Source organism: Streptomyces nymphaeiformis, from assembly GCF_014203895.1.
Taxonomy (GTDB): Bacteria; Actinomycetota; Actinomycetes; order Streptomycetales; family Streptomycetaceae; genus Streptomyces; species Streptomyces nymphaeiformis.
On sequence record NZ_JACHJY010000013.1, the window covers coordinates 100,979 to 122,842 of the forward strand.

A 21,864-nucleotide genomic window follows, 5' to 3' on the forward strand; every position below is an offset into this window, starting at 1 on the left:
CCTCACTCTAATCAGGCGCCCCGCCCGTCACCTGGGGGTTCGGCCCCACTCGGAAGATCGCGCGGGCAGGGCACGTCCGCAGGCCCCGCACCGTATGTCCGCGGGCTCGAACCACCCTCGCCCAAAATATTGACCGAGCGCTCGGTCAGTTTTAGTTTTCATCCCACCGCGGAAGCCCCGCGGGGGAGTTGACGCAGGAGGTACACGTGAACGATCACGCCGAGAGCCACGCCGACGGCACCGGGGGGTCGGGCAGGCGCCGGTTCCTCAAGCTCGCCGGACTGGCCGCCGTCGGAACCACCCTCGCCACGACCGGGGCCCGGGCCGGCGCCGCGTCTCTGCCGCAACCGACCGCGGCGGGCGCCTTCGCCGTCCCGATCGAGGACGTCCCCCACACCCGCACCTGGATGGCCTGGCCGGACAGCACCGCGATCTGGGGCGGCAAGCTCAGCGGCGTCCAGGCGGACATCGCCCTGATCGCCCGTACGATCGCGAAGTACGAGCCGGTCGTGATGTGCGCCAACTCCGGCGGCGCGGCCAGGGCCCGCTCGCTGTGCGGCTCCACCGTCACCGTCATCAGCTCCATCCCCGTCGACGACTGCTGGATGCGCGACACCGGGCCCGTCTTCCGTACCGACGGGGCCGGCGGTCTCGACGCCGTCGGCCTCAACTTCAACGGCTGGGGCAACAAGCAGACACACGCCAGGGACGCCCTCGTCGCCGAGCGGATCGCCTCCTACGTCGGCGTCCCCTTCACCTACGCCGACCTGGTCGGCGAGGGCGGCGCCGTCGAACAGGACGGCGCCGGCACGCTCATGGCCACCCGCAGCAGCCTGGTCAACAGCAACCGCAACCCCGGGATGACCGAGCGGCAGATCGAGGCGGCGATGTGCGCCGCTTACGGCGCGACCAAGGTCATCTGGTTCGACGGCGTCCGCGGCCAGGACATCACCGACGACCACGTCGACGCGACGTCACGCTTCCTCGCCCCCGGCCAGGCGGTCGTGCAGATGCCGCTGTCCACCGACACGGACGCCTACGCCCGCGACGCGCGGCAGCAGTACAACATCCTGAACGCGTCCACGACGTCCGGCGGCGCCCCGATGGAGGTGAGCAGGATCCAGGGCCCCGACTACTACAAGATCCGCTCCACCAACCGGGACTTCCTCGCCTCCTACGCCAACTACTACCTGTGCAACGGGGCGGTCGTCTCCGGCCAGTTCGGGGACACCCAGGCCGACGCGGCCGCCCGCGCCACCCTGGCCCGGCTCTACCCGGACCGCGTCATCGAGCAGCTGAACATCGACCGCCTCGGCACGGGCGGCGGCGGCATCCACTGCGTCACCCAGCAGCAGCCCGTCAGGTAGACGGCCGTTCGGCACTCGCCGGCTGGGGAGCGCTCCAGTCGGCGAGGAGCCGGAGGGACCGGGCGGTCGGGGAGCCCGGCTCGACGTTGTACACGCACAGGGTCTGCTCGGTGTCGCCGGGGACCTGGAAGGACTCGTAGGAGAAGTGGAGTTCGCCGGCGACCGGGTGCTGGTAGTGCTTGGCGCCGTGGGTCCGGCGCAGCACCCGGTGGTCGTTCCACCACGTGGCGAACTCCGCGGACTTCACCGTGAGTTCTCCGACGAGGTCGGCGAGACGCCGGTCGTGCGTGCTGCGTCCGGCCTCCAGACGGAGGATGGCGACGGTTTCGGCGGCCACGCGCTCCCAGTCGCCGACACGTGCGCGGGCCTCGGGGTCGAGGAGGTAGTAGCGGGCGAGGTTGCGGTGCGGCGCCGGCAAGGCCTCGAAGTCGGTGAGGACCTCGCGGGCCAGACGGTTGGACGCCAGGACGTCGGTGCGCCTGCCCAGGATGAACGCGGGCACGTGGTCGAGCGTCTGCAGCATCAGATGCAGTCCGGGCCGCACACGCTGGGGCGCGGCCGGGGCACGGCGCGACGGTGCGGGCCGGGCCAGCAGGTCCGTGAGGTGCTCCCGCTCGGAGGGGTCCAACCGCAGCGCGACGGTGAGGGATTCGACGACTTCGGGGGAGGGGTTCTGCGCCCGGCCCTGTTCGAGGCGGGTGTAGTACTCCGTACTGACCCCGGCGAGCCTGGCGACCTCGTCACGGCGCAGGCCGGGCACGCGACGCGCGCGGCCGTCCTCGGGCAGCCCCGCCTGGTCGGGGGTCACCCGGGCACGGCGGGTGCGCAGGAAATCGGCGAGTTCGCGACCACGGTCATTCATCTCCCCAGTGTGACGCGGACGAGCGGGCCCCACCCCGCCCCCGGGTGGTACTGCCGGTACCTGCCTCGGGGATACCTGCCTGGTCAGGGCCCTTTCCGGCCTCATGCGAGGGGTCCCGGAGTGGTGTTCTTGTTCAGGGGCCGACGGCGAAGGCCGCAGCCCCGCATCCCTCCACCCCGCCTCGAAAGGCCTCTCCCATGAGCACGCACACCTCCGTCCGTCCCCTGTCCGGCCGCGTCGCGGTGGTCACCGGCGCCTCCAGTGGCATCGGTGAGGCCACGGCCGGGCACCTTGCCGGTCTCGGCGCCCGCGTCGTCGTCATGGCCAGGCGGGAGGACCGCCTGGTGGACCTCGTCGCCCGTATCGAGAAGGACGGCGGCGAGGCCCTGGCGCTTCCGGTCGACGTGACCGACCGGGCGGCCGTACGGGCGGCCGCGGAGCGGATCGCCGCCGAACTCGGCGGCGCCGACCTGCTGTTCAACAACGCGGGCGTCATGCTGCCGGCACCCGTCGAGGAGCTGGCCACCGAGCAGTGGCAGCGGCAGATCGACCTCAACGTCACCGGCCTGATGAACGTGATCGGCGCGTTCACCCCGCAGCTGGTCGAGACGGCCGCCTCCCGTGGCGTCGCGGACCTGATCAACACCTCGTCGATCGCGGCGCAGAACATCTTCCCGAACTTCGCCGTCTACTCCGCGACCAAGGCGTACGTCACCCACCTCTCCCGTCACCTGCGAGCCGAACTGGGCGCGAAGAACGTCCGGGTGTCGGCCGTCGAGCCGGGCATCGTCGGGACCGAACTGCAGAGCCACGTCACCGACGCGGGCGCCCTGGCCTGGCTGGAGGACTCGAAGGAGACCATGGAGTGGCTCACCCCCGAGGACGTCGCGCGGACCGTCGGCTTCGTCGCGAGCCTCCCGCCGCGGGCCAACCTCCAGCAGGTCACCCTCATGCCCACGGCCCAGGCCGCCTGATCCAGGAAAAGGAGCGGGCCCGGGGGCGTAGCCTGCCCCCGGACCCTGTCGATGCCGCTCACATCACACGCCGGCACACTTGAGGGCCCGGGGCATTCGTCATTGCGTCGCGTCCTGCCTTCGGACCACCGCCGATCGAGCTCGGCGGACCAGATGCGAACTGGCATTTCGACGCACCAGGGTCGACTCGGGCGGCAGTTGCTCGCCCTCCTCGTCCTTCGGCTGGTACGTACGGGAGATGCCGGCGAGCAACGCGGGCTCCTGCAGACCGTGATGCGCCGCCGTCAGGTCCTGGTGCGCCCGGGGCTTGACGCCCTTCTCCACTCCGATGATCTGGTTCAGAAACGTTCGAGAATCGCGTGATTCGCTTCAGGTTGGTTTTGGCTGCCTGACCCGAGAGAACATCAACTTCGAGCCCTCGCCTCGGCGGGGGCTCTTCTCATGGGAGGACTCATGCCCCACGAGAAGTGGCGGATGGACCTGAAGGGGAATCCGCTCACGACCAGCAACGCCGCCACCGGCTAGGACTGCTCCCATGACCAGCATCGACCGTCTCACGGACCTCTGTCCCCCGCCGCCCGCCGCCCCGTCGACGGACTGGTCCTCGACTGAGCGAGCCCTCGGCATGCCGCTGCCGACGGACTACAAGCAGATCGCCGACGCCTACGGACCAGGCGCCTTCTGCGGCTTCCTCCACCTCTACCACCCCCATGCGCCAACCCGGTGGACAAGCCTCACCGGCCCCATGCCGGCCACGATCCGCACCCAGCTCCATCACGACCGCGACAGCGGCACCCACCCGGTTCCGCATGACCCGAGGCACCTCTTCGCGATGGGCGTGACGGACAACGGCGAGTACCTCTTCTGGATCACCGAATCCGCCGGTGCCCCGGAGAAGTGGACCATCGCCGCGAACGAGGCCCGAGGGCCGCAGTGGTACACCTACGGTGGCGGCCTCGCAGACTTCCTCACCGCCCTCCTCTCAGGCCGCGAAACCGTCCCTCTCTTCCCCGACAGCCTCCTCACCCAAGGAGTCTTCTTCACCCCCACCGCACCCGCCCCGACACCCGCACCAGTCGACACGGCGCCGCAGCCGCGGACGGGCATGACGGCAGACGCGAGCGACATCCGCGCTTGGGCACGGGCCAACGGCTACGACGTTCCCGACCGCGGCCGCATCCCTGTCGCGATCCTCGAAGCCTGGGAGAAGGCCGGAAACGGATAGCCGCAACGTCGCCACTGTCGGCAGAGACACGGGAGTCCGACCCTAAGGGCTCGCAGGGAATCAAGCTATGGGTTCTGTGCCTTGACACAGCAGGTCAGCGAGCTGCTCGTCCACATGTTGCTCTTCGGCGAGCCCTAACGAGCTCATGCATGGTAGGGCCGTCGCAGACCGTCCAGGGCGATCTCCACGAACCGGCGCCAGTCTCCGATCTCATTGTGGCTGAGCATCGCTACGGCACCCACGCTCATATACAGGTCCGCGACCGTCACGTCGGCACGCAGCGTGCCGTCCGATCGCCCCCGCTCGACCAGCCGCGCCCCCATCGCGAGCAGTGCCTCACCGACCTCGCCCCGCGGGGCCATGCCGCCGAACGACGCCTCGATCACGCCCGAGACCGCGCGCCCCTCCTCGTGCATCTCACCCACGCGCGTCAGAAGCGCCTCCACCGCCCCGCACGCGTCGGGCCGCGCCGGACATTCCTCCTCCAGGAACGAGAGGACCTTCGCGAATCGCTGCTCGGCGACGGCCCCGACGAGGGCCTGCCGGGTCGGGAAGTGCCGGTAGACGGTTCCGACGCCGACCCCGGCGGCCCGGGCGACCTCCGCCATCTGCACCTCGTCGCCGCGCTCGGCGAACAGCTCGTGCGCAACGTTCAGCACGCGCAGGCGATTTCGCTCCGCGTCGGTCCGGGAGGGTCTTGACATGCCGCTGTTTCCTCTGCTCACCTTTAAACGGAATCGGATTCCGATTCCGCAGTCGTTGAGGGAAGGATACTCATGTCCGAAGACCGATTCATCCTGCTCGACCCCGGCGCCTCCCGCCCCACTCGCGTACCGCTCCCCCCTGCGATGACCGTGAAGGCGAGGACGGAGGACACCGAGGGCCGTTTCTCCTGCATGGAGGTAGTCGTCGCCCAGGAGATCCCGCGCCACGTCCACCACGTGGCCGACGAGTGCATCTACGTGCTGTCAGGGTCCCTCGGCGTGGAATTCGACGACACGGACCGCACAGTGACGGCCGGCCAGTTCGTCCTGCTGCCGCACGGCGTCCCGCACGCCCTGCGTCCCGTGAGCACCCCGCCGCCCCATGTCCTCCAGATTTCCTCGCCCGGCGGCTGGGAGTGCTACCTGGAGGACCTGTCCGAGCACTTGTCCGGAGCCGGCCACCGGAGCCGCCTCGACGCCACGGCGCTGAACCGGATCGCCGCCCCGTACCAGATCACCTACGAGGAGCCCGCCGCCCCCGCCTAATACTCCAGCTCAGGACGCGATCCGCTGCTGGAGTACTAACCCGCCCGTTAGGCGGGTGCTGCGACCGTCAAGGCGTCGGTCGGCTCAGGCCCGACCGGTTTCTCGGAGCGCTTGCTCGTCGGGGGCGGCCTGCCCAAGTAGCTTCCGGGGCCGAGTCGGCACGGTTCTGCGAGCTGTGCCCGGCCCTTCCGCATCTGCTGACCGTTTCTGCGGCAGATCCGGGAAGGTACCCAGGAACTCTCGGAGTACTTCGAGGGCTTCGTGTGCGGCGGACCGTTCGTACTGCGGCTTGTACGAGACCGTTTTGGAGACGGACCGTGCTCTCGCCTTTCCCCCCACCAACCCCTCGTACCCGGTACGCATCGTGGTGGTCCCGAAGGAGCACGTGCCGTCGCTGCCGGATCTGGGCAATGCCGACCCGAACCTGCTGTACGAGATCGTCGGCTTGGTGCGCGAGGTGGCAGCAGTGGGCGAGAAAGAGTATGAGTCGTGCTCGGGGACCACTGACTTGGGGCTGTACCCGGATTCCAAGCACATGCACTGGCATGTGGTCCTCCGAGGTGAGAGCGCGGAGCAGACCCTCGACACCTACAGTCACCACGACGACTGAGGCTATCCGCGTCGGCGTCGTGAAGTCCTGGCATCCATCGTGATCTGCGCGATCCGGATGGCGGCGGCGTGGACCCACTCCCGGTTGGTGTTGGGGTGCCGATCGCGGGAGCGAGGTCCTCGCGTGCTCCGGTGAGTGCGGTCCCCGCCCGCGAGCTGGTCGTCGTCTGTGACGACCAGGCATCGTTCGCGTCGCCGAGCTGCGTACGCCTGGGCGTTCCCGATCTGGTCTCCTGGGCCGGCCGAGACCGACAAGGACGACCCGGAGTGTCAGGTGCGCCTGTCGTTCCTTTGGGTGGCGGGGGTACTGCGAGACCGTGGGCGGGATTCCCTGCCGCACCCGACGGTTTGCTCTGAGCACGGGCGCTGTGACGCGCGAACGAAACTCCATCTGGCGGAGATCCGCGAGGCGGACGGCTGCCGCGACGACCTGATTTCGGCGCGCGAGCGACAAGGCCGAGGAACTCGACGCCTGGCGCTGGTTCTCGCCGCGCGCTGACGGGTCGTCGACGCCCCGGGCTGCATCGGGCTTTGGGCCCGACTGCCCGAGGAGTCAGCCGGTCTGCTGATCGCGGACGTACGATGCCGCCGCACCCCTGCCCACCAGGAACTCACCCGTCCACTGCCGTCATCGCCGCCATCGACCGTGCGTTGGAGGCGTAAGCCAGGGCCGGCGACCGCTCCCGAAGCCAGGGGTAGGGCGCTCCGATCAGCTCGTCAGGGACGTCCACACGGTCAGGGGGCGGTCCTCGACCGTGATCTGGTCCTCGTGGCCATGGCCGTCGCGAATCACGATGATCCGGTACTTGTCCTGGTGGAACACCCAGAACAGACTCATGCCGTTGATCCGCTGCATGTCCGGTACCGCGAGGAACTCGTCGACGCGCGTGATCCCGGTCAGTGAGCGCCACAGGTCGAGCCCGCGGTCGCCGCGCTCGATGACGTCCTGGTGCGCGCTGCCGTCGGCGATCGAGATGAGGCGGTAGACCTGGGCGCCCATCTGGGTGTGGAACACCCAGTACCAGCTCTTGCCGTTGACCCGCTGCATGTCGGGGACCGGCAGGAAGGCGTCGACCTGCTCGACGCCGCTGAACGAGGCCCAGGCGGAGAGGGGGCGGTCGGGGCGGTCTACCCGGCCGGCCTGCTCGGGCGGGAGTCCGGTCTCGGCGCCGTCGGCGATCGAGATGAGCCGGTAGACCTGCCGGCCCTCGACGGTGTGGAACAGCCAGAACCGGCTGCGGCCGTTGATCCGCTGTTCGTCCGGAACGGGCAGAATCGCGTCGACCTTCGTCACCCCGGCGTAGCACGGCCAGGTGCTCAGCGACCGGTCGGGGCGTTCGCGGACGTCCCTGTGCTCGTCCCCGTCGGCGATGGAGACGGTCCGGCAGACGCCGCCGTCGCCGCCCGTCCCGTACGCCCAGTACCAGCTCTTGCCATCGGCCCGCTGCATGTCGGGGATGGGCAGGAAGGCGTCGGTCGGCCGGACCACGGCGGGCGGCTTGTCGGTGAGCCGGCCGTCACCGAGCAGTCGCAGCAGGGTCAGCGACGGCACGAAGGCGTAGACGGACCCCTCGGTGTTGACGAACTGGCTCAGGGTCAGCTGAGTGGTCTTGCCGGGGGTCTCGTAGCTGAGCTGCCCGGCGGCGCCGACCATGCCGTCGGGGCCGGGCTTGTTGGCCCGGTTGGGAGGAAAGTCCGGGCTGTCGATCCACCTCTTCTGGATGAACTCGAACTGCTCCACAAGGTCCGACTGGTAGCAGACGAAGAGCAGACCGCGCTTCTCGTCCGGCCCGCCGGGACCCTCCGAGGCGGGGTCGAAGGGCGCGCCGTACGGGGCGCCGCGGCGGATGATCCGGCGGCGGTCCATCACCGGGTTCTCGTCGAACGGCGGGTCGCCCGGCTTCTCCTGGAGGCCGTCACGGGGGTTGGTACAGCGCAGGTGCGAGAAGAGCGGGGTGATGTAGCCCTCGGGGTCGTTGCGGAAGCCGAAGTCGTTGTCCTCACCGGCCAGCGCGTTGGAGGGACGGTCGGCGTGAGGGCACGTGGCGACGGGGGTGCCGGAGCGCCACCGGCCGACGAGGCGGGCCGCCAGCCACTCCGATGTGGCCTCGGGCGGCACCACCTTGGCCTTCTTGAGCACCTTCAGCTGCCCGGCGACCTGTGACCAGAACCCCGGAACGTCCTGGCCGAGCCGACGCACCACCTGGAAGCTGCCGTTGTCGGCCCAGTCGGGCGTCTTGAGCGGTACGCCGTCGACCCGGTCGAGGCCGACGACGAACTCGCCGGGCGGGATGAGCCGGGTGCCGTGCTTGCCCTTGACGAACTCGGGCTTGACGGGGTCCGGCTCGTCGAAGCCGATCACTCCGGGCTCGCTGACGCCGTCCTTGAAGCCGAAGTGCTCCTTGCCCCTCCGGGTCCCGGGCAGGGTGGCGCCGTCCTGCTGGAACACGATCACGATCTTGGACGCGGCACAGGCCTCGCGCTGCTGTCTGAGCGCCGCCTGGAGGTCCTGGACCGTGTCCGAGGCGATGGTGAGCACGGCGTGAATGGGCTGGCCCTTGCCGTTGCCGAAGAGCCACATCTCCGGCGAGCTGTCGCCGGTGTCCCCGAGTGCCCGCTTGTCCGAACCCTGCTTGAAGGCCTCCAGGCCGCTCATGGGCTCGACGGAGGGCAGCGGGTCCTTTCCTGCGAGTTCCCGAAGGCCCTCATAAGTGAAACTGACGTTGGTCCAGGTGGCCTTCAGCGACTTCGGGTCGTCTCCGGCCGAGGCCTCCCTGGCCTTGCGGAAGGCGGCGTTGAAGGCCGCCACCTGCCGCGTCGTCGAGATCTGCGGTTCGAGCCCCTTGACCCAGGTACGAGCCCGCGCCGCGTCCTCGAACTTGAGGAACAGCAGCGTCATCTGGTCCTTCTTGAAGCCGGCGATGACATCGCCCTGGATGTCGTCGCTGTCACGCAGTTTGAGTTCGTCCATCGGGCTCTCCAGAAGATCGACACTTCAGCATCTGGTTGCACTGAGTGATCTAGAAATTACGTACAATCGGCATGTCCTTCCATTCCAGGGGCAGTGGACTGGGCCATATGCCACGGGCTGTCGTCGGAAAATGTGCAGGTACTGGCCTCGGCGAGGCCTTCGGAAGAGCCGGGTCACCCGGCTGCATGTCTCGGGGCGACAGTCGGCCGCCCCGCCGTAACACTGGTGATCGTCACTGTGCGTGAACGTGTGGCAGCCCCGGCGCAGCCTTGTCCCCGATGCGCCCTCCTGTCGGAGCCGCTGCCCCGTCCTCTTCGCAGCAAGGAGTCCCATGTCCCGCAGTAATCCGCCGACGCCCGCCCGGCGAAGGCTCACCACGGCGATCTCGGTCTGCGCCGCCACCGCGATGGCCGCGTCCATGGCCCTGGCGTCGGCCGCTCCGGCACTCGCCCACACCGGTCACGGGGACGGCGGCGACGCCGTCCCGTACGGCCCCGCCTCCCGGGCGGCGAAGGCACCCGTCACCGTCGACCCCGCCGAGGCGGCGACGCTGGGCGAGGAGCACGCCGAGGAACACGCCCGCACCCGGAAGGCCCTGGCCGACGTCGGCGAGTACCCGCAGACCACCCGTACGGAGCGGCTCAAGTCGCTGACGGCCTCCCAGGAGAAGGCCAACGCTTCGTTCGACGCGGCCGAGTTCGGCCGGTTCCGTGAGTACTTCCAGTCCCCGGACTTCGCGGCCCATGTCGCGCTGCTGCCGTCCGGCAAGGTCCTGCTGTTCTCCTTCGAGCGGATCGAGGTCAACCCGCAGAAGGAGCCCGCCCCGACCGACACGATCGGCAAGCAGAACGCCGGCCGCGCCTGGATCTGGGACCCCGCCAAGGGAACCGGCGCCGGCGCGTTCACCGAGAAGAAGCCGCCGGTCGTCAACATGCCCGACGGCAAGAACGAGCCCCGCCCGGCCCCGTTCTTCTGCGCCGGCCACTCGTTCCTGCCCAACGGCATGCTCGGCGTCTTCGGTGGCAACCTCGGCGGCAACGGAGGCAGCGGGGCGAAGTTGAGCCTGGTCTTCGACCCGTGGGCGGAGGAGTGGTACCTGAACAAGGACATGTCCGTCGGCCGCTGGTACCCCAGCGTGGTCACCGGCGCCGACGGACGTCAGGTGATCATGTCCGGCCAGTCGGAGCTCGGCTGGGGCACGCCCACCCCGGTCGTCGAGCGCTTCCCCGCCGCGGACCAGCCAGTGCCCTTCGACAAGTCGGTCAAGCCGATCGGTTGGGGGGTGGACAAGCTCAAGACCGAGGCCCCGTTCAAGTGGGACTATCCGCACCTGTTCTCGCTGCGCGACGGGAAGATCTACGGGCTCGGCCGCTCCGTGGACCAGCAATGGCTCTTCGACACCGCCGCCGACACCAAGACGGACCTGCCGGACCGTCCGGACGTCAACAAGGCCAAGCCCGGCCCGGACGGCGGCCAGTGGCGGCGCAACTACGGCTCTGCGGTCCCCCTGCCGGCCGGCTTCCGGGGCCCCGACTCGGTCCTGGTCCTGGGCGGCGACCGCAACGACCCGAACACCTACCGGCTGGCCGGCGGCAAGTGGAGCACCGAGAAACCCCGCGCCTTCGGCCGTACCCAGGACGACACCCTGCTCCTGCCGAACGGCAACCTGCTCACGGTCAACGGCGCCTTCGACATCCGCGACTACGGCAACGGGCCGTACAACCCCAATGCCGACCTGAAGTACCGCCAGGTCGAACTGCGTGACGAGAACGGCGACTGGAAGCTCGGCCCCGTCCAGCGGCTGCCGCGCGGCTACCACTCGAACGGCGTCGTCCTCCCGGACGGCCGCGTCATGATCACCGGCGACGAGCTCCAGCAACTCGCCAACGACCCCGACATCACCGACAACAACAACGGCAGCATCGAGATCTACGAGCCGGCCTATCTCCACCAGGGCAGCCGCCCCTCGCTCGGCCTGATCTTCAACCCGAGCGTCGGCTACAACGAGAAGATCACGGTGAGCACCAGCACGCCGAGCGACGTCACCCGGGCCGTGCTGCTGGCCCCGACCACCGCGACCCACTCGGTCAACACCAGCCAGCGCCACCTCGAGCTGCGCATCAAGAGCCGCAGCGGCAACTTCCTGGAGCTCCAGGCACCGCCGAGCGCCGCCGCGGCCCCGCCCGGCTACTACATGCTCTTCCTGCTCAACGAAGAGGGCGCACCGAGCACGGCCGGCTGGGTCCAGCTGAAGCCCCCGGCGGCCACCGCGAAGGGTGCCACCGGAGTCGAGGCGAAGCCCGGCGACTGACGCCCGCAGCCTTCTGCGGGGTGCGCCCCCAGCCGGTTCGGCTGCCGCAGCGTCCTCTTGCCGGCTTCCTGAGGACAGAGCAGCAGGTGTGTCGTGGGGACCAGTTGGGGACCACACCATACGCGCGACGGTGTACGACACGCTTCTTCGCACTGGGGGGGGGCAGGGGGCGCAGGTTCAAATCCTGTCGTCCCGACCATGCGGAAACGAAGGTCGGAGGCCGTTCTCTCATCCATGAGAGGGCGGCCTTTCGTGCATTCGGACGCGTGGTGGCGGCGCGGGGTGAGATGGCGACCCGGCCTTTGCTCGACCGGGTCTTGGGCGTGGCGAGGACGAGAGGGGCGTGGTCGACGGAGGTGGGCGGCGCACATAGAGCATGCCCTGGTCGAGGCGGACGTCGTCTCAATGCAGGCCGAGCGCTTCGTCTTCGCCCATTCCCGGGGCGAGGCTCTCCACGCCCGGCGACTGCTGGACTCCGAGAAGTCCTCCTACGAGGTCGGTGACTGCGGCTACACGAGCGACGGCCACCACGGCACGCCCAACCAGCGATTCGCCGCCTCCTCCTGGGGAGCGAGCCTCGCCGACGACGCGGCCAACCAGGGCCACGTCCTGCCCTCACGCACGGTCGACGAGCTGTTCGAGGTCAAGCCCCCCGACATCGTGAAGCCCGACACGGCCGGCTGAGCCGGATCCGTGGGAGGTCAGGAGCGCGAACCGTGGCCGTGTTCACCGGTTCACCAGGAGTCGCGGAAGGGCGGTGCCGTGGGCGCCGGGCCCAGTGTGGTGGTGCCCGGCGCCGCCCGGTGGCCGAGGCCGGTGCGGTACGCGTCGAGCGCGGCCTCCGTACGGCCCGTGCGCCGCAGCAGATCGCCCAGCAGCCGGCACAGATCGGCCAGATCGCCCGCCGCCCCGGTGCGCTCCAGCAGGGCGAGCGCCATGACGTAGTGCTCCTCGGCGCGCTCGTCCGCGCCCTCCTCCTCGGCGATCAGCCCCAGCAGCCGGTGGGCGCCCGCGGCGTGGACGGCGCCGCGTCCGTCACCGAGGTCCGTACCGAGCTCCAGCAACCGGGACAGCAGGGCCACCGCCTCCTCGCGCTTTCCCCGGCGGCGCAGCACATCGGCCAGTTCGACCTCGACCTGTGCGGTGTAGAGGGCGGCGCTGCGGGCGGCGAGCATCTCGCGGGCGGTGCGCAGCTCGCGCTCGGCGTCTCCCAGGTCGCCGTTCTGGGCGTGCACATAGCCGCGCATCCAGTGGCAGTGGGCCAGCTCGGTACGGGTCTGCAGTTGCTGGTAGAGGTCCTGAGCCTTGGCGAGTGAGGCGTCGGCCTCGGCGATCCGCCCCTCGGCGAGCAGGGTGCGCGCCACGCTGCGATGCATGCCGGCGACGAGGGCCGGGTCGGAGACCTGCGGGGCCAGTGCCAGGGCGAGTTCGGCGGCCTGGGCGGCGCGGGCGTGCGCTCCCATGTCCATGTACGGGCCGATGGAGGAGGCGTACAGCAGTACGAGGGCATCCGGATCGTGCAGGCCCTGGGCGTTCAGTTCGTCGATGGCGGCCTCCAGGAGGTAACAGGCGTACCGCAGTTCACCGGCGAGAAGGTGTGTGACGGCCCGGCCGCGCAGGGCGCGGACCCGGCGGGGGAGCGGCTCACCGGCCGCGGCGAGGGTCCGCTCCGCCGCCTCGAAGTGCTCGCGGGCGGCGGTCAGTTCACCGCTCTCCAGGGCGCATTCGCCGAGCCCGGTGAGTGCTTCGACCCGCTCGGACGCCAAGTCGAGCTCCTCGGCCTCGGCGAGCAGTTCCCGGTAGCGGGCGGCCGCCTCGCCGAGGGTGCCGGTGGCGAGCAGACGGCGGGCGTCGGTAAGGGCCAGGCGCAACTCGGTGGCGAGGCGGGCGGGACGGCCGGTGGCCAGTTCTTCGTACGTCGTGCCGAGCCGCTCGGCCAGGAAGCGCAGGGCGGTCTCGGAGGGGCGGACCTTGCCGGACTCCAGTGTCGAGATGTACGCGGCCGTGTACGCGGGCTCGGCCAGTTGGCGCTGCGTCAGGCCTCGTCCCGTACGCAGGCGCTGCACACGCTGCCCGATGACGGCCGATTCGTCCATGGTGCGGCCCTCTCCCTGCGGTTTCCCCTCCGCAAGGGCATTGTGCGGCACTGACGGAGGGCCCTAAGTTAAGCGTCTTGTTAAGCGCATTGATACGCGTACTTAAGTTGCTTGCTCCGGGGAGAGACCGTTGCGCCCGTCCATACGCAGATCCATGGCGGCGGCCACGGTGGCCGCCGCCGTCATGACCACCCTCGCCGTCGCCCCCGGCTCCGCTTCCGCGGGCCCCGGCCCGGAGGCGACCGGTCGGGTCAAGGTCGAGATACCCGGCCGCGAACACGCCGCGAGCGGGGAACACGGCCACCACGAGGCCGGCTCCGGCTACACCTGGGTACCGTCCGCCAAGGGCGGCCCCGGGGCCCGTGCCTCCGCCCCGCTCTCCGCGGCCGAGGCCCGGGCCGACGGCGACGTCACCCGGGTCATCGGCAACGGCCCCACCGCCGACCGCCTCGACGTGGTCATCGTCGGTGACGGCTACACCGCCTCCGAACAGGCGCAGTTCCGCGCCGACGCCATGCAGAAGTGGGCCGAGGTGGCGGCCGTCGAGCCGTACACCACCTATCAGAACCTCTTCAACGTCTGGACCGTCGACGCCGTCTCGAACGACTCGGGCGTCTCCGGCGACCCGGGCCGCGACGTCGTCAAGGACACCGCACTCGGCTCGTACTTCTGGTGCGGGGACGTCGAGCGGCTGCTCTGCGTCGACGAGCAGAAGGTCGACTCGTACGTCGCCAAGGCCCCCGAGGCGGATCTCGTCATCGTCCTCGCCAACAGCACCAAGTACGGCGGCGCCGGCTACAACACGCCCAGCAAGACGCTCGGTTACGAGGGCATCTCCACCGCCTCCGCCCGTAACGACAGGTCCGGCCAGGTCGCCATCCACGAGACCGGCCACTCCCTCGGCAAGCTCGCCGACGAGTACTTCTACTCCGGCTACCCCGGCTACGAGCAGTACACCGGCGAGGAGCCGGACGAATCCAACATCTCCACCCTGAGTGCCGACTCCATGGCCGCTCGGCGGACCAAGTGGTACCGCTGGCTCGGCGAGACCTCTCCGGACGGCGGCACGGTCGGTGCGTACGAGGGCGGCGGCTACTACGTGGCGGGCCTCGACCGGCCGACCGACGCCTCGATCATGCGGGTGCTCGGCAAGCCCTTCAGCCTCCCCGGCCGCGAAGCGATGATCGCCGGCTTCTACCGCCACGCCTCCCTCGCGACCCCCGTCACCCCCACCGACCGCACTCTGCGCCAGCTCGACACGGCGCGCGTCGCGGTGCCGCGGCTGGTGGGCGAGCGGCAGCCCGACATCCGGTGGTACCTCGACGGCGAGCCGCTGGCCGCTCAGGCGGGCCGGACCGCCGTGCCCGTCGCCGCGCTCCACCTGGACTCGCGGGACGTCCGCAGCCACCGCCTCACCGTCGTCGTCACCGACCGCACGGACGCCGTGCGCGCCCCGGAGATCGCCGCGACCCTCAAGGACCGGCAGTCCTGGACGGTCCGCCACTGACGACCGCCATCGGGCGCTCCGTGCACACCACGGAGCGCCCGATGGCGGATTTCGGAAATTCTTTGCCGTGTGCATGACAATCCCATGCAAAGCTGGCACCCTTTCAATCAATCGCTGCAGAAGCCCCCCACGAAGGCACGCGCACCACACGATGCGGTGATCACTTCGGACACCATGCGTCCCACTCGCACCTCCAGCTCTACCGGGCGGCAACATCCCCGCCGGCCCGGCTGATCCCGGCCGCACATAACCGGCCGTCGCAAAAGGAGTTCTGCGTGACCAGATCACCCCGAAAGGCCGTCGCCGCGAGCGCGTTGATGGCCGGCGCCGCGATGATCGCGGCCGTGCTGCCCTCCGGTGTCGCCGCCGCCGACGTCGCGAGCCAGAGCACGGCCCAGGCCAAGGCTCAGGCCCGCGCCGGCGCGCTGCCGGTGCGGTTGTCGCCGTCGCAGCGTGGTGAGTTGCTGGCCGCGGCGAACGCGTCCCGGGCGGCGACCGCCCGGTCGCTGCACCTGAGCTCGCAGGAGGCACTGGTCGTCAAGTCCGTCCTGAAGGACGCGGACGGCACCCTGCACACCCGCTACGAGCGCACCTTCGCCGGACTGCCGGTCCTGGGCGGCGACCTGGTCGTCCACACCGCCGCGAACGGCTCCGCCAAGGGCGTCACCAAGGCCACCGACGCGACCCTCACCGTCGCCTCCACCACCGCCGCCCAGAGCGCCGGCTCCGCGAAGGCCTTCGCGCTGGGCCGCGCCAAGGCCAAGGGCGTCGCGAAGGCTAAGGCCGGCACCGCCCGCAAGGTCGTCTGGGCCGCCTCCGGCACCCCGACCCTGGCCTGGGAGATGGTGGTCGGCGGCACCCAGACCGACGGCACCCCCTCCGAGCTGCACGTCATCACCGACGCCAAGACCGGCAAGAAGCTGTTCGAGTACCAGGGCATCGAGACCGGCATCGGCAACAGCAAGTACTCCGGCCAGGTCACCATCGGCACCACACCGGCCGACGGCGGCTACTCGATGACCGACGGCACCCGCGGCGGCCACAAGACCTACGACCTGGGCGGCGGCAGCTCCGGCACCGGCACGCTGTTCACCGACCCGGACGACACCTGGGGCGACGGCGCCACCGGCGACCGGCAGACCGCCGGCGTGGACGCCGCCTACGGCGCCCAGCTCACCTGGGACTACTACCAGGACGTCCACGGCCGCAACGGCATCAAGGACGACGGCGTCGGCGCCTACTCGCGCGTCCACTACGGCAACAACTACGTCAACGCGTTCTGGTCCGACGCCTGCTTCTGCATGACCTACGGCGACGGCACCGGCAACACCAAGCCGCTCACCTCCATCGACGTCGGCGCCCACGAGATGACCCACGGCGTCACCTCCCACACCGCGGGCCTGATCTACCGCGGCGAGTCCGGCGGCCTCAACGAGGCCACCTCCGACATCATGGCCGCCGCCGTGGAGTTCTACGCCGACAACGCCTCCGACGTCGGCGACTACCTGGTCGGCGAGAAGATCGACATCCGCGGCAACGGCACCCCGCTGCGCTACATGGACAAGCCGTCCAAAGACGGACGGTCCGCCGACGCCTGGTCCTCCACCCTCGGCTCCCTCGACGTCCACTACTCCTCGGGCCCGGCCAACCACTGGTTCTACCTGGCCTCCGAGGGCAGCGGCGCCAAGACCGTCAACGGCGTGGACTACGACTCCCCGACCTCCGACGGCCTGCCGGTCACCGCGATCGGCCGGGACGCCGCCGCCAAGATCTGGTATCGGGCCCTCGCCACGTACATGACCTCGTCCACCGACTACGCCGGCGCCCGCACCGCCACCCTCCAGGCCGCCGCCGACCTGTACGGGCTGGGCAGCGACACCTACGTCAACACCGCCAACGCCTGGGCCGCCATCAACGTCGGCCCCCGCGTCGTCGACGGCATCATGCTGACCACCCCCGGCGACCAGACCAGCAAGGTCGACGCCGCCGCCAGCCTCCAGATCCAGGCCACCGGCTTCAACCCCGGCGTCCTCACCTACTTCGCCGCCGGCCTCCCCGACGGCCTGAAGATCAACCACGTCACCGGCCTCATCACCGGCACCCCGACCACGCTCGGCACCAGCGACGTCACCATCACCGTCAGAGGCTCCGTGCACGGCGTCAGCACGGCGAGCTTCACCTGGAGCATCAGGAACATCTTCGAGAACACCACCGACGTGCCGATCCCGGACGCGGGCGCCGCGGCCTTCTCGGACATCGACGTCACCACGCTCTCGGGCCAGGCACCGAGCGACCTCAAGGTGGCCGTGGACATCAAGCACACCTACCGTGGTGACCTGGTCATCGACCTGGTCGCCCCCGACGGCACGCTGTACCCGCTGAAGAAGATCAACGCGTCCGACTCGGCCGACAACGTGCTCGAGACCTACACGGTGGACGCCTCCAGCCAGGTCGCCAACGGCACCTGGAGGCTCCAGGTCCGGGACGCGTACCGCCTCGACACGGGCTACATCGACGGCTGGAAGCTCCTCTTCTAGGACGTTCGCGATGTCGTGATCGACCTTGCCAATCCGGATCCGCCTGGAAGGGCGGATCCGGTGGGGCGCCTCGCCGAACGCGCTCAGAAGAAGGGAGGCGTCGCTGATCGAACTGTTTTTCCCGGGCCGGATGTGGGACCCCCGGGGCCAACCGTGGTGAATTCGGAAAGGCTCCGTCACAGAACCGTGAACCAGGCGCGCGAAGCTGGTGTTCACCACAGCGCAGCACGTGCGCTGCCATCGGGGGGAGTACCACCATGAGTTCCGTTCGCAGAGCCGCCGCCGTCCTGGTCGCCGTGTCCGCGCTGGCCCTGACCGCCTGCGGGCCTTCCGAGGACGGAGCCGCGGGCGGCAGCGGTGCGCCGAGCGTCACGCCCCCCGTTTCCACCGCCCCGTCCACTCCGGTGAAGCCGACGCCCACGAAGCCCACGAAGCCCGCCGAGTCGGCGGAGCCGTCGGGGCCCGCCACGCCGTCGAAGCCCGTCAAGCCGTCGACGCCCGCCAAGCCGGGCTCGCCGTCGACCGATCCCGACTACGACGTCTTCCCGTGCAGCACGTACGACGTGACGTTCACGGCGAGTCTGGCGGAGTCCACCACCAGCAGCTACCTGCTGAAGGTCACCAACAAGTCCGGCAAGCCGTGCCGGGTGCTCGACCACCCGATCGTGACCTTCGGCGATCTGGACGGGCGGGCGAACGAGCGCGGCGCCGCCCCCGGCATCGAGGACGCCATCCGGCTCGCCCCGGGCGAGTCCGCCTACGCGGGGCTCATGGGCGGCCTGAAGGGGGCCACGAGCAAGACGGTCTCCTCGATCGCGATGACCATGAACACCGAGTCCGACCTGAAGCAGGTGCCGCTCAAGGCCTCGACGCCCGGGTTCAACGTCTCCCCGGACAACTCCGTCACCGCGTGGATGGACAACGCCGAGGACGCCCTCAGCCTGTAGGCGTGGGTTCTTCCGCAGCCGGCCGCAGGGGGTGCTCCGCGGCCGGCTGCGGCGTTTCCTCCGCCTGCGGCCGCAGCCGTACGCAGCATCGCCCGGGGCCGGGGGCCAGGCACGCCTCGAAGTTGGTTTCGGCGATGCCCCTGAGCACCCCGCGCAGCAGGTGCAGGTTCATGCCGCAGACCGTCTCGGTGTGGTCCTGGGCGAGCGCGTGGAAGGGGCAGTTGGCGAGGGTGACGGCCCCGTCCTCGCGGTGCGGCTCGAAGCCGTACCGCTCCAGGAGTGCGAAGACGTCGGTCCGGCTCTGTTCGCCCAGCTGGGTGCCGAGCTCCTCGGCCTTGCGGTGCAGCACCCGCCGTACGGGCTCGCCCGTCGCGTCGGACTCCTCCACCGCCTGGGCGAGCAGCCGCCCCGCCAGCTCGTAGCGGCGGTCCGGGAGATTGACGGTGACCTGCTTCGCCGAGCGCCGGTAGAGCTTCGCCGGCCGTCCCGCACCGGGTCCCGAGCGGCCGCTGCGGCGCTCGTAGACGACGTCGAGCAGGGACTCGTCCGCCAGCCGGTCCAGGTGGAACGCGGCGGTCTTGCGGGCGAGCCCGAGAGCGGCGGCGGCCTCGTCCCGGCTCACCGGGGCCGACTCGCGCACCACGTGGTCGTACAGCCTCCGGCGGGTCGGCTCGTCGAGAGCCGCGACGGCGGAGACGTCGGCGTCGTGCGGGCCGGGCTCGCGTACGTCGGCCTCGGCTACTTCCTTCGGGGTGTCCACGAACACCAGTGTAAAACCCACTCCCATTGACTAAAGAGAGAAGGAGGTCTTCTATGGGAAATGAAGCTTGCCGATAGAAGGAGGGGGCCATGTCCTCCGTCACCACCACCAGCAGCAGCTCCACCGCCCGGCGGCGAGCGGCGCTCGCCGACCCCGGCTATCAGGCGTTCGTGATCCTCCGTACGGGATTCACGGTCGCGCCGATCCTCTTCGGTCTCGACAAGTTCGCGAACCTGCTCGTGGACTGGCCCGCCTACCTCGCGCCGTGGATCAACGACATCGTCCCCGGCAGCGCCCAGACGGCCATGTACGTGGTCGGCGTGATCGAGATCGTGGCCGGGATCGCCGTGGCCCTCGCCCCCCGCTTCGGCGGCTGGCTCGTGGCCGGCTGGCTGGCCGGGATCATCGTGAACCTGCTGACCATCCAGGGGTACTGCGACGTCGCGCTGCGCGACTTCGGGCTGCTCCTCGGCGCCGTCGCGCTCGCCCGGCTCGCGCAGAAGTACCACGCCGAGCGGTCCTGACGCGGAAAAGCGGGTGATGCCTCACGGCATCACCCGCTCGCACCGCCGCCCCGGGTGGGGCGGCCGGGGTCAGGCGAGCGCGAGGAAGAGCTTCTCCAGCTCCTCCTGCGTCATGGGCGGGGTGTCGGAGTCGTCGTCGAGGCACTGCCGCATCCCGCTCGCCACGATCTTGAAACCGGCCCGGTCGAGGGCCCGGGAGACGGCGGCCAGCTGGGTCACGACGTCCTTGCAGTCGCGGCCCGACTCGACCATCGAGATCACGGCGGCCAGCTGTCCCTGGGCGCGCCGCAGACGGTTCAGGACGGGGCGCATCGCTTCGTCGTCCACTTGCACGGAAACCTCCTTCACCCCCTCCGGTCAGGATACCCCGCGGGGTATAAATCAGGACTTTGCCGGGTGCTCCCGGCGTCCCCCTGTCGATCGGGCTGTCCGCCACCACCGAAAGGCGACCGCACCGGTCAGGGCGGCCCCGAGGGCCGCCCACGTGGCCGGGTGGGCCCACACGGCGGTGTCGATCTGCTGCGAGAGCACGAAGACACCCATGACCACGACGAACCAGCCGAACGCCGTCCGCAGCGCGTCCTGCGGTATGCGGCCCGCGAGACGGCCGCCCACGAGGCTGCCGACCACCGCCGCGGCGGTCACGGTCAGCGCCAGACCCCAGTCGATCCCGACGCCCGAGAGGTGCCCGGCGAGCCCCGCGAAGGAGTTCATCCCGATCACGAGGAGCGAGGTGCCGACCGCCATGCCCATCGGCAGCCCGCCGAGCAGGGCGAGGGCCGGGACGACGAGGAAACCGCCTCCCGAACCGACCAGGCCCGTCACCGCGCCGACGGCGAGACCCTCCGCCGCGATCTGCCGCACGGGCAGCTCGGCGTGGATCCGCGGCGCCGCCTCCCGGCCGCGCCGGGGCTTGCGGAGCATCGCGACCGCCGTCGCCAGCATCATCAGCGCGAAGGCGACGAGCAGGGCAGTACCGGGGACGTACTCGGCGACCCTGCCGCCGCCGTACGCGCCGGCCATGCTGAACCCGCCGAAGAGCAGGCCCGTCCGCCAGCGGACCCGGCGGGCCCGGGCGTGCGGGACCAGCGCGGCGAGGCTGGTCACACCGACCACGAACAGCGAGGTCGTGATCGCCTCCTTGGTGTCCTGCCCGGCCAGGTAGATCAGGATCGGCACGGTCAGGATCGAGCCGCCGCCCCCGAGGGCGCCGAGGCTGAGGCCGACGAGCAGGGACGCCGCGACGACCAGGGCGGTCACGAAGCGCTCCGCAGCTCCGTGATCACCGTGCGGATGTCGGCCCGCGGCCCGCGGTTGTACGGCAGCTTGGACAGCAGGACGCCCATGGCGCAGGAGTTGCTGACGGCCGCGTAGGTCAGGCCCGCGCCGACGGCGGTGCCGATCAGGTGGGCGCCGGGGACGAACACCCCGACCAGGCCGGTGGCCAGGACGATCGAGCCGGCCACCAGTCGGACCTGGCGCTCCATGTCCCACCGCTCGGGGCCGCGGTTGACGGGCGCGCCCGCCGCCTCCCAGGCGACGATGCCGCCCTCCAGGACGCGGAGGTTCGGCAGTCCGGCCTCGGCCAGGGCCTTCTCGGCCTGGCCGGCGCGCTGGCCGGAACGACAGACGAGGACGACGTCCTCGTCGAGGTGGTTCAGGAGCTCGGCGCGGTGCTCGCGCAGGGTGTCCAGGGGCACGTTGTACGAGCCGGGGATGTGCGCCGTACGGAACTCACCCGGTGTACGCACGTCGAGCAGGCGCGGGGCGCTCCCGTCCTGGACGAGCCGGTGCAGTGCGGCGGGGGTGAGGGAGGGGGCGGGTGCGGGGGTGGTGCTCATGGGATTCCACTTCGGGTCGGTCCTTATACCCAGGGGGGTATATAAGAGGCTGTGAGGGGCCCCGGCGGGCGACGAGGCCCCGG

19 protein-coding genes and 1 pseudogene are annotated in these 21,864 nt (G+C 70.3%); 11 read left to right on the plus strand and 9 right to left on the minus strand.

All coding sequences use genetic code 11. The features are described from left to right. Positions 1-206: 206 nt before the first annotated feature. Positions 207-1,367 (plus strand): agmatine deiminase family protein, encoded by a 1,161-nt coding sequence (locus tag GGE06_RS36620; protein WP_184932813.1) that lies wholly within the window; start codon positions 207-209, stop codon positions 1,365-1,367. On the opposite strand, the gene GGE06_RS36625 is transcribed toward GGE06_RS36620, so the two are convergent. Then, positions 1,360-2,229 (minus strand): helix-turn-helix transcriptional regulator, encoded by an 870-nt coding sequence (locus GGE06_RS36625; RefSeq protein WP_116163449.1) that lies wholly within the window; start codon positions 2,227-2,229, stop codon positions 1,360-1,362. The two genes, GGE06_RS36620 and GGE06_RS36625, sit on opposite strands and share 8 nt — an antisense overlap. 197 nt (positions 2,230-2,426) lie before the next feature. On the opposite strand from GGE06_RS36625, the gene GGE06_RS36630 reads away from it, so the two are divergent. Beyond that, the gene (locus tag GGE06_RS36630; RefSeq protein WP_116163451.1) at positions 2,427-3,203 is read left to right on the plus strand and encodes an SDR family oxidoreductase; all 777 of its coding nucleotides are present in this window, start codon (positions 2,427-2,429) and stop codon (positions 3,201-3,203) included. Between the two features lie 105 nt (positions 3,204-3,308). On the opposite strand, the pseudogene GGE06_RS36635 reads toward GGE06_RS36630, so the two are convergent. Next, positions 3,309-3,545, minus strand: a pseudogene (locus GGE06_RS36635) (DUF7873 family protein); the annotation flags it as partial. A gap of 193 nt (positions 3,546-3,738) precedes the next feature. On the opposite strand from GGE06_RS36635, the gene GGE06_RS44135 reads away from it, so the two are divergent. Continuing rightward, entirely contained in the window at positions 3,739-4,428 is a 690-nt protein-coding gene (locus GGE06_RS44135) for an Lsr2 family DNA-binding protein (RefSeq protein WP_116163455.1), read from the plus strand. A 143-nt stretch (positions 4,429-4,571) separates the two neighbouring features. On the opposite strand, the gene GGE06_RS36645 is transcribed toward GGE06_RS44135, so the two are convergent. Further along, positions 4,572-5,132 carry a TetR/AcrR family transcriptional regulator gene (locus tag GGE06_RS36645; protein WP_116163457.1) on the minus strand — a complete coding sequence of 187 codons (561 nt, stop codon included), beginning with the start codon at positions 5,130-5,132 and terminating at the stop codon, positions 4,572-4,574. Positions 5,133-5,204: 72 nt separating this feature from the next. On the opposite strand from GGE06_RS36645, the gene GGE06_RS36650 reads away from it, so the two are divergent. Then, entirely contained in the window at positions 5,205-5,678 is a 474-nt protein-coding gene (locus tag GGE06_RS36650; RefSeq protein ID WP_116163459.1) for a cupin domain-containing protein, read from the plus strand. A gap of 289 nt (positions 5,679-5,967) precedes the next feature. Beyond that, on the plus strand, positions 5,968-6,288 hold the full coding sequence (locus GGE06_RS36655; protein ID WP_184932814.1) for an HIT family protein: 321 nt from the start codon (positions 5,968-5,970) through the stop codon (positions 6,286-6,288). 708 nt (positions 6,289-6,996) lie between these two features. On the opposite strand, the gene GGE06_RS36660 is transcribed toward GGE06_RS36655, so the two are convergent. Then, the gene (locus GGE06_RS36660) at positions 6,997-9,258 is read right to left on the minus strand and encodes a Dyp-type peroxidase (protein WP_246532956.1); all 2,262 of its coding nucleotides are present in this window, start codon (positions 9,256-9,258) and stop codon (positions 6,997-6,999) included. A 331-nt stretch (positions 9,259-9,589) separates the two neighbouring features. Here GGE06_RS36660 and GGE06_RS36665 point away from each other — a divergent pair, with 331 nt between their 5' ends. Continuing rightward, positions 9,590-11,569 carry a galactose oxidase early set domain-containing protein gene (locus tag GGE06_RS36665; RefSeq protein WP_246532957.1) on the plus strand — a complete coding sequence of 660 codons (1,980 nt, stop codon included), beginning with the start codon at positions 9,590-9,592 and terminating at the stop codon, positions 11,567-11,569. Between the two features lie 405 nt (positions 11,570-11,974). Further along, positions 11,975-12,253 (plus strand): hypothetical protein, encoded by a 279-nt coding sequence (locus GGE06_RS36670; RefSeq protein WP_116163463.1) that lies wholly within the window; start codon positions 11,975-11,977, stop codon positions 12,251-12,253. 50 nt (positions 12,254-12,303) lie between these two features. On the opposite strand, the gene GGE06_RS36675 is transcribed toward GGE06_RS36670, so the two are convergent. Continuing rightward, positions 12,304-13,665 (minus strand): helix-turn-helix domain-containing protein, encoded by a 1,362-nt coding sequence (locus tag GGE06_RS36675; RefSeq protein WP_184932815.1) that lies wholly within the window; start codon positions 13,663-13,665, stop codon positions 12,304-12,306. A gap of 154 nt (positions 13,666-13,819) precedes the next feature. Between GGE06_RS36675 and GGE06_RS36680 the strand changes: the two genes are divergently transcribed. The 3 genes from GGE06_RS36680 to GGE06_RS36690 all read left to right on the plus strand — a co-directional run bounded on the left by GGE06_RS36680 (position 13,820) and on the right by GGE06_RS36690 (position 18,656). Then, positions 13,820-15,172, plus strand: a complete 1,353-nt coding sequence (locus GGE06_RS36680) for a M64 family metallopeptidase (RefSeq protein ID WP_184932816.1) — start codon at positions 13,820-13,822, stop codon at positions 15,170-15,172. A gap of 332 nt (positions 15,173-15,504) precedes the next feature. Next, a complete protein-coding gene (locus GGE06_RS36685) occupies positions 15,505-17,709 on the plus strand; it encodes a M4 family metallopeptidase (RefSeq protein WP_184932897.1) in 2,205 nt (734 codons plus the stop codon). A 257-nt stretch (positions 17,710-17,966) separates the two neighbouring features. Continuing rightward, positions 17,967-18,656 (plus strand): DUF4232 domain-containing protein, encoded by a 690-nt coding sequence (locus GGE06_RS36690; protein WP_184932817.1) that lies wholly within the window; start codon positions 17,967-17,969, stop codon positions 18,654-18,656. On the opposite strand, the gene GGE06_RS36695 is transcribed toward GGE06_RS36690, so the two are convergent. Next, positions 18,646-19,422, minus strand: a complete 777-nt coding sequence (locus tag GGE06_RS36695) for a helix-turn-helix transcriptional regulator (RefSeq protein ID WP_376773633.1) — start codon at positions 19,420-19,422, stop codon at positions 18,646-18,648. The two genes, GGE06_RS36690 and GGE06_RS36695, sit on opposite strands and share 11 nt — an antisense overlap. An 83-nt stretch (positions 19,423-19,505) precedes the next feature. Between GGE06_RS36695 and GGE06_RS36700 the strand changes: the two genes are divergently transcribed. Continuing rightward, positions 19,506-19,940, plus strand: coding sequence for a hypothetical protein (locus GGE06_RS36700; RefSeq protein ID WP_184932818.1), 435 nt, complete (start codon positions 19,506-19,508; stop codon positions 19,938-19,940). A 69-nt stretch (positions 19,941-20,009) separates the two neighbouring features. Here the strand turns inward: GGE06_RS36700 and GGE06_RS36705 are convergent, their stop codons facing one another. Genes GGE06_RS36705 through GGE06_RS36715 form a run of 3 tightly spaced genes read right to left on the minus strand, consistent with a single transcriptional unit; the run spans position 20,010 to position 21,781 of the window. Continuing rightward, on the minus strand, positions 20,010-20,273 hold the full coding sequence (locus GGE06_RS36705; protein ID WP_116163477.1) for a metal-sensitive transcriptional regulator: 264 nt from the start codon (positions 20,271-20,273) through the stop codon (positions 20,010-20,012). Positions 20,274-20,321: 48 nt separating this feature from the next. Beyond that, positions 20,322-21,200: a sulfite exporter TauE/SafE family protein gene (locus tag GGE06_RS36710; RefSeq protein ID WP_116163479.1), complete on the minus strand. Its 879-nt coding sequence runs from the start codon at positions 21,198-21,200 to the stop codon at positions 20,322-20,324. After that, the gene (locus tag GGE06_RS36715; protein WP_184932819.1) at positions 21,197-21,781 is read right to left on the minus strand and encodes a rhodanese-like domain-containing protein; all 585 of its coding nucleotides are present in this window, start codon (positions 21,779-21,781) and stop codon (positions 21,197-21,199) included. Before GGE06_RS36715 ends, GGE06_RS36710 begins: the two co-directional genes overlap by 4 nt. Positions 21,782-21,864 lie beyond the last annotated feature (83 nt).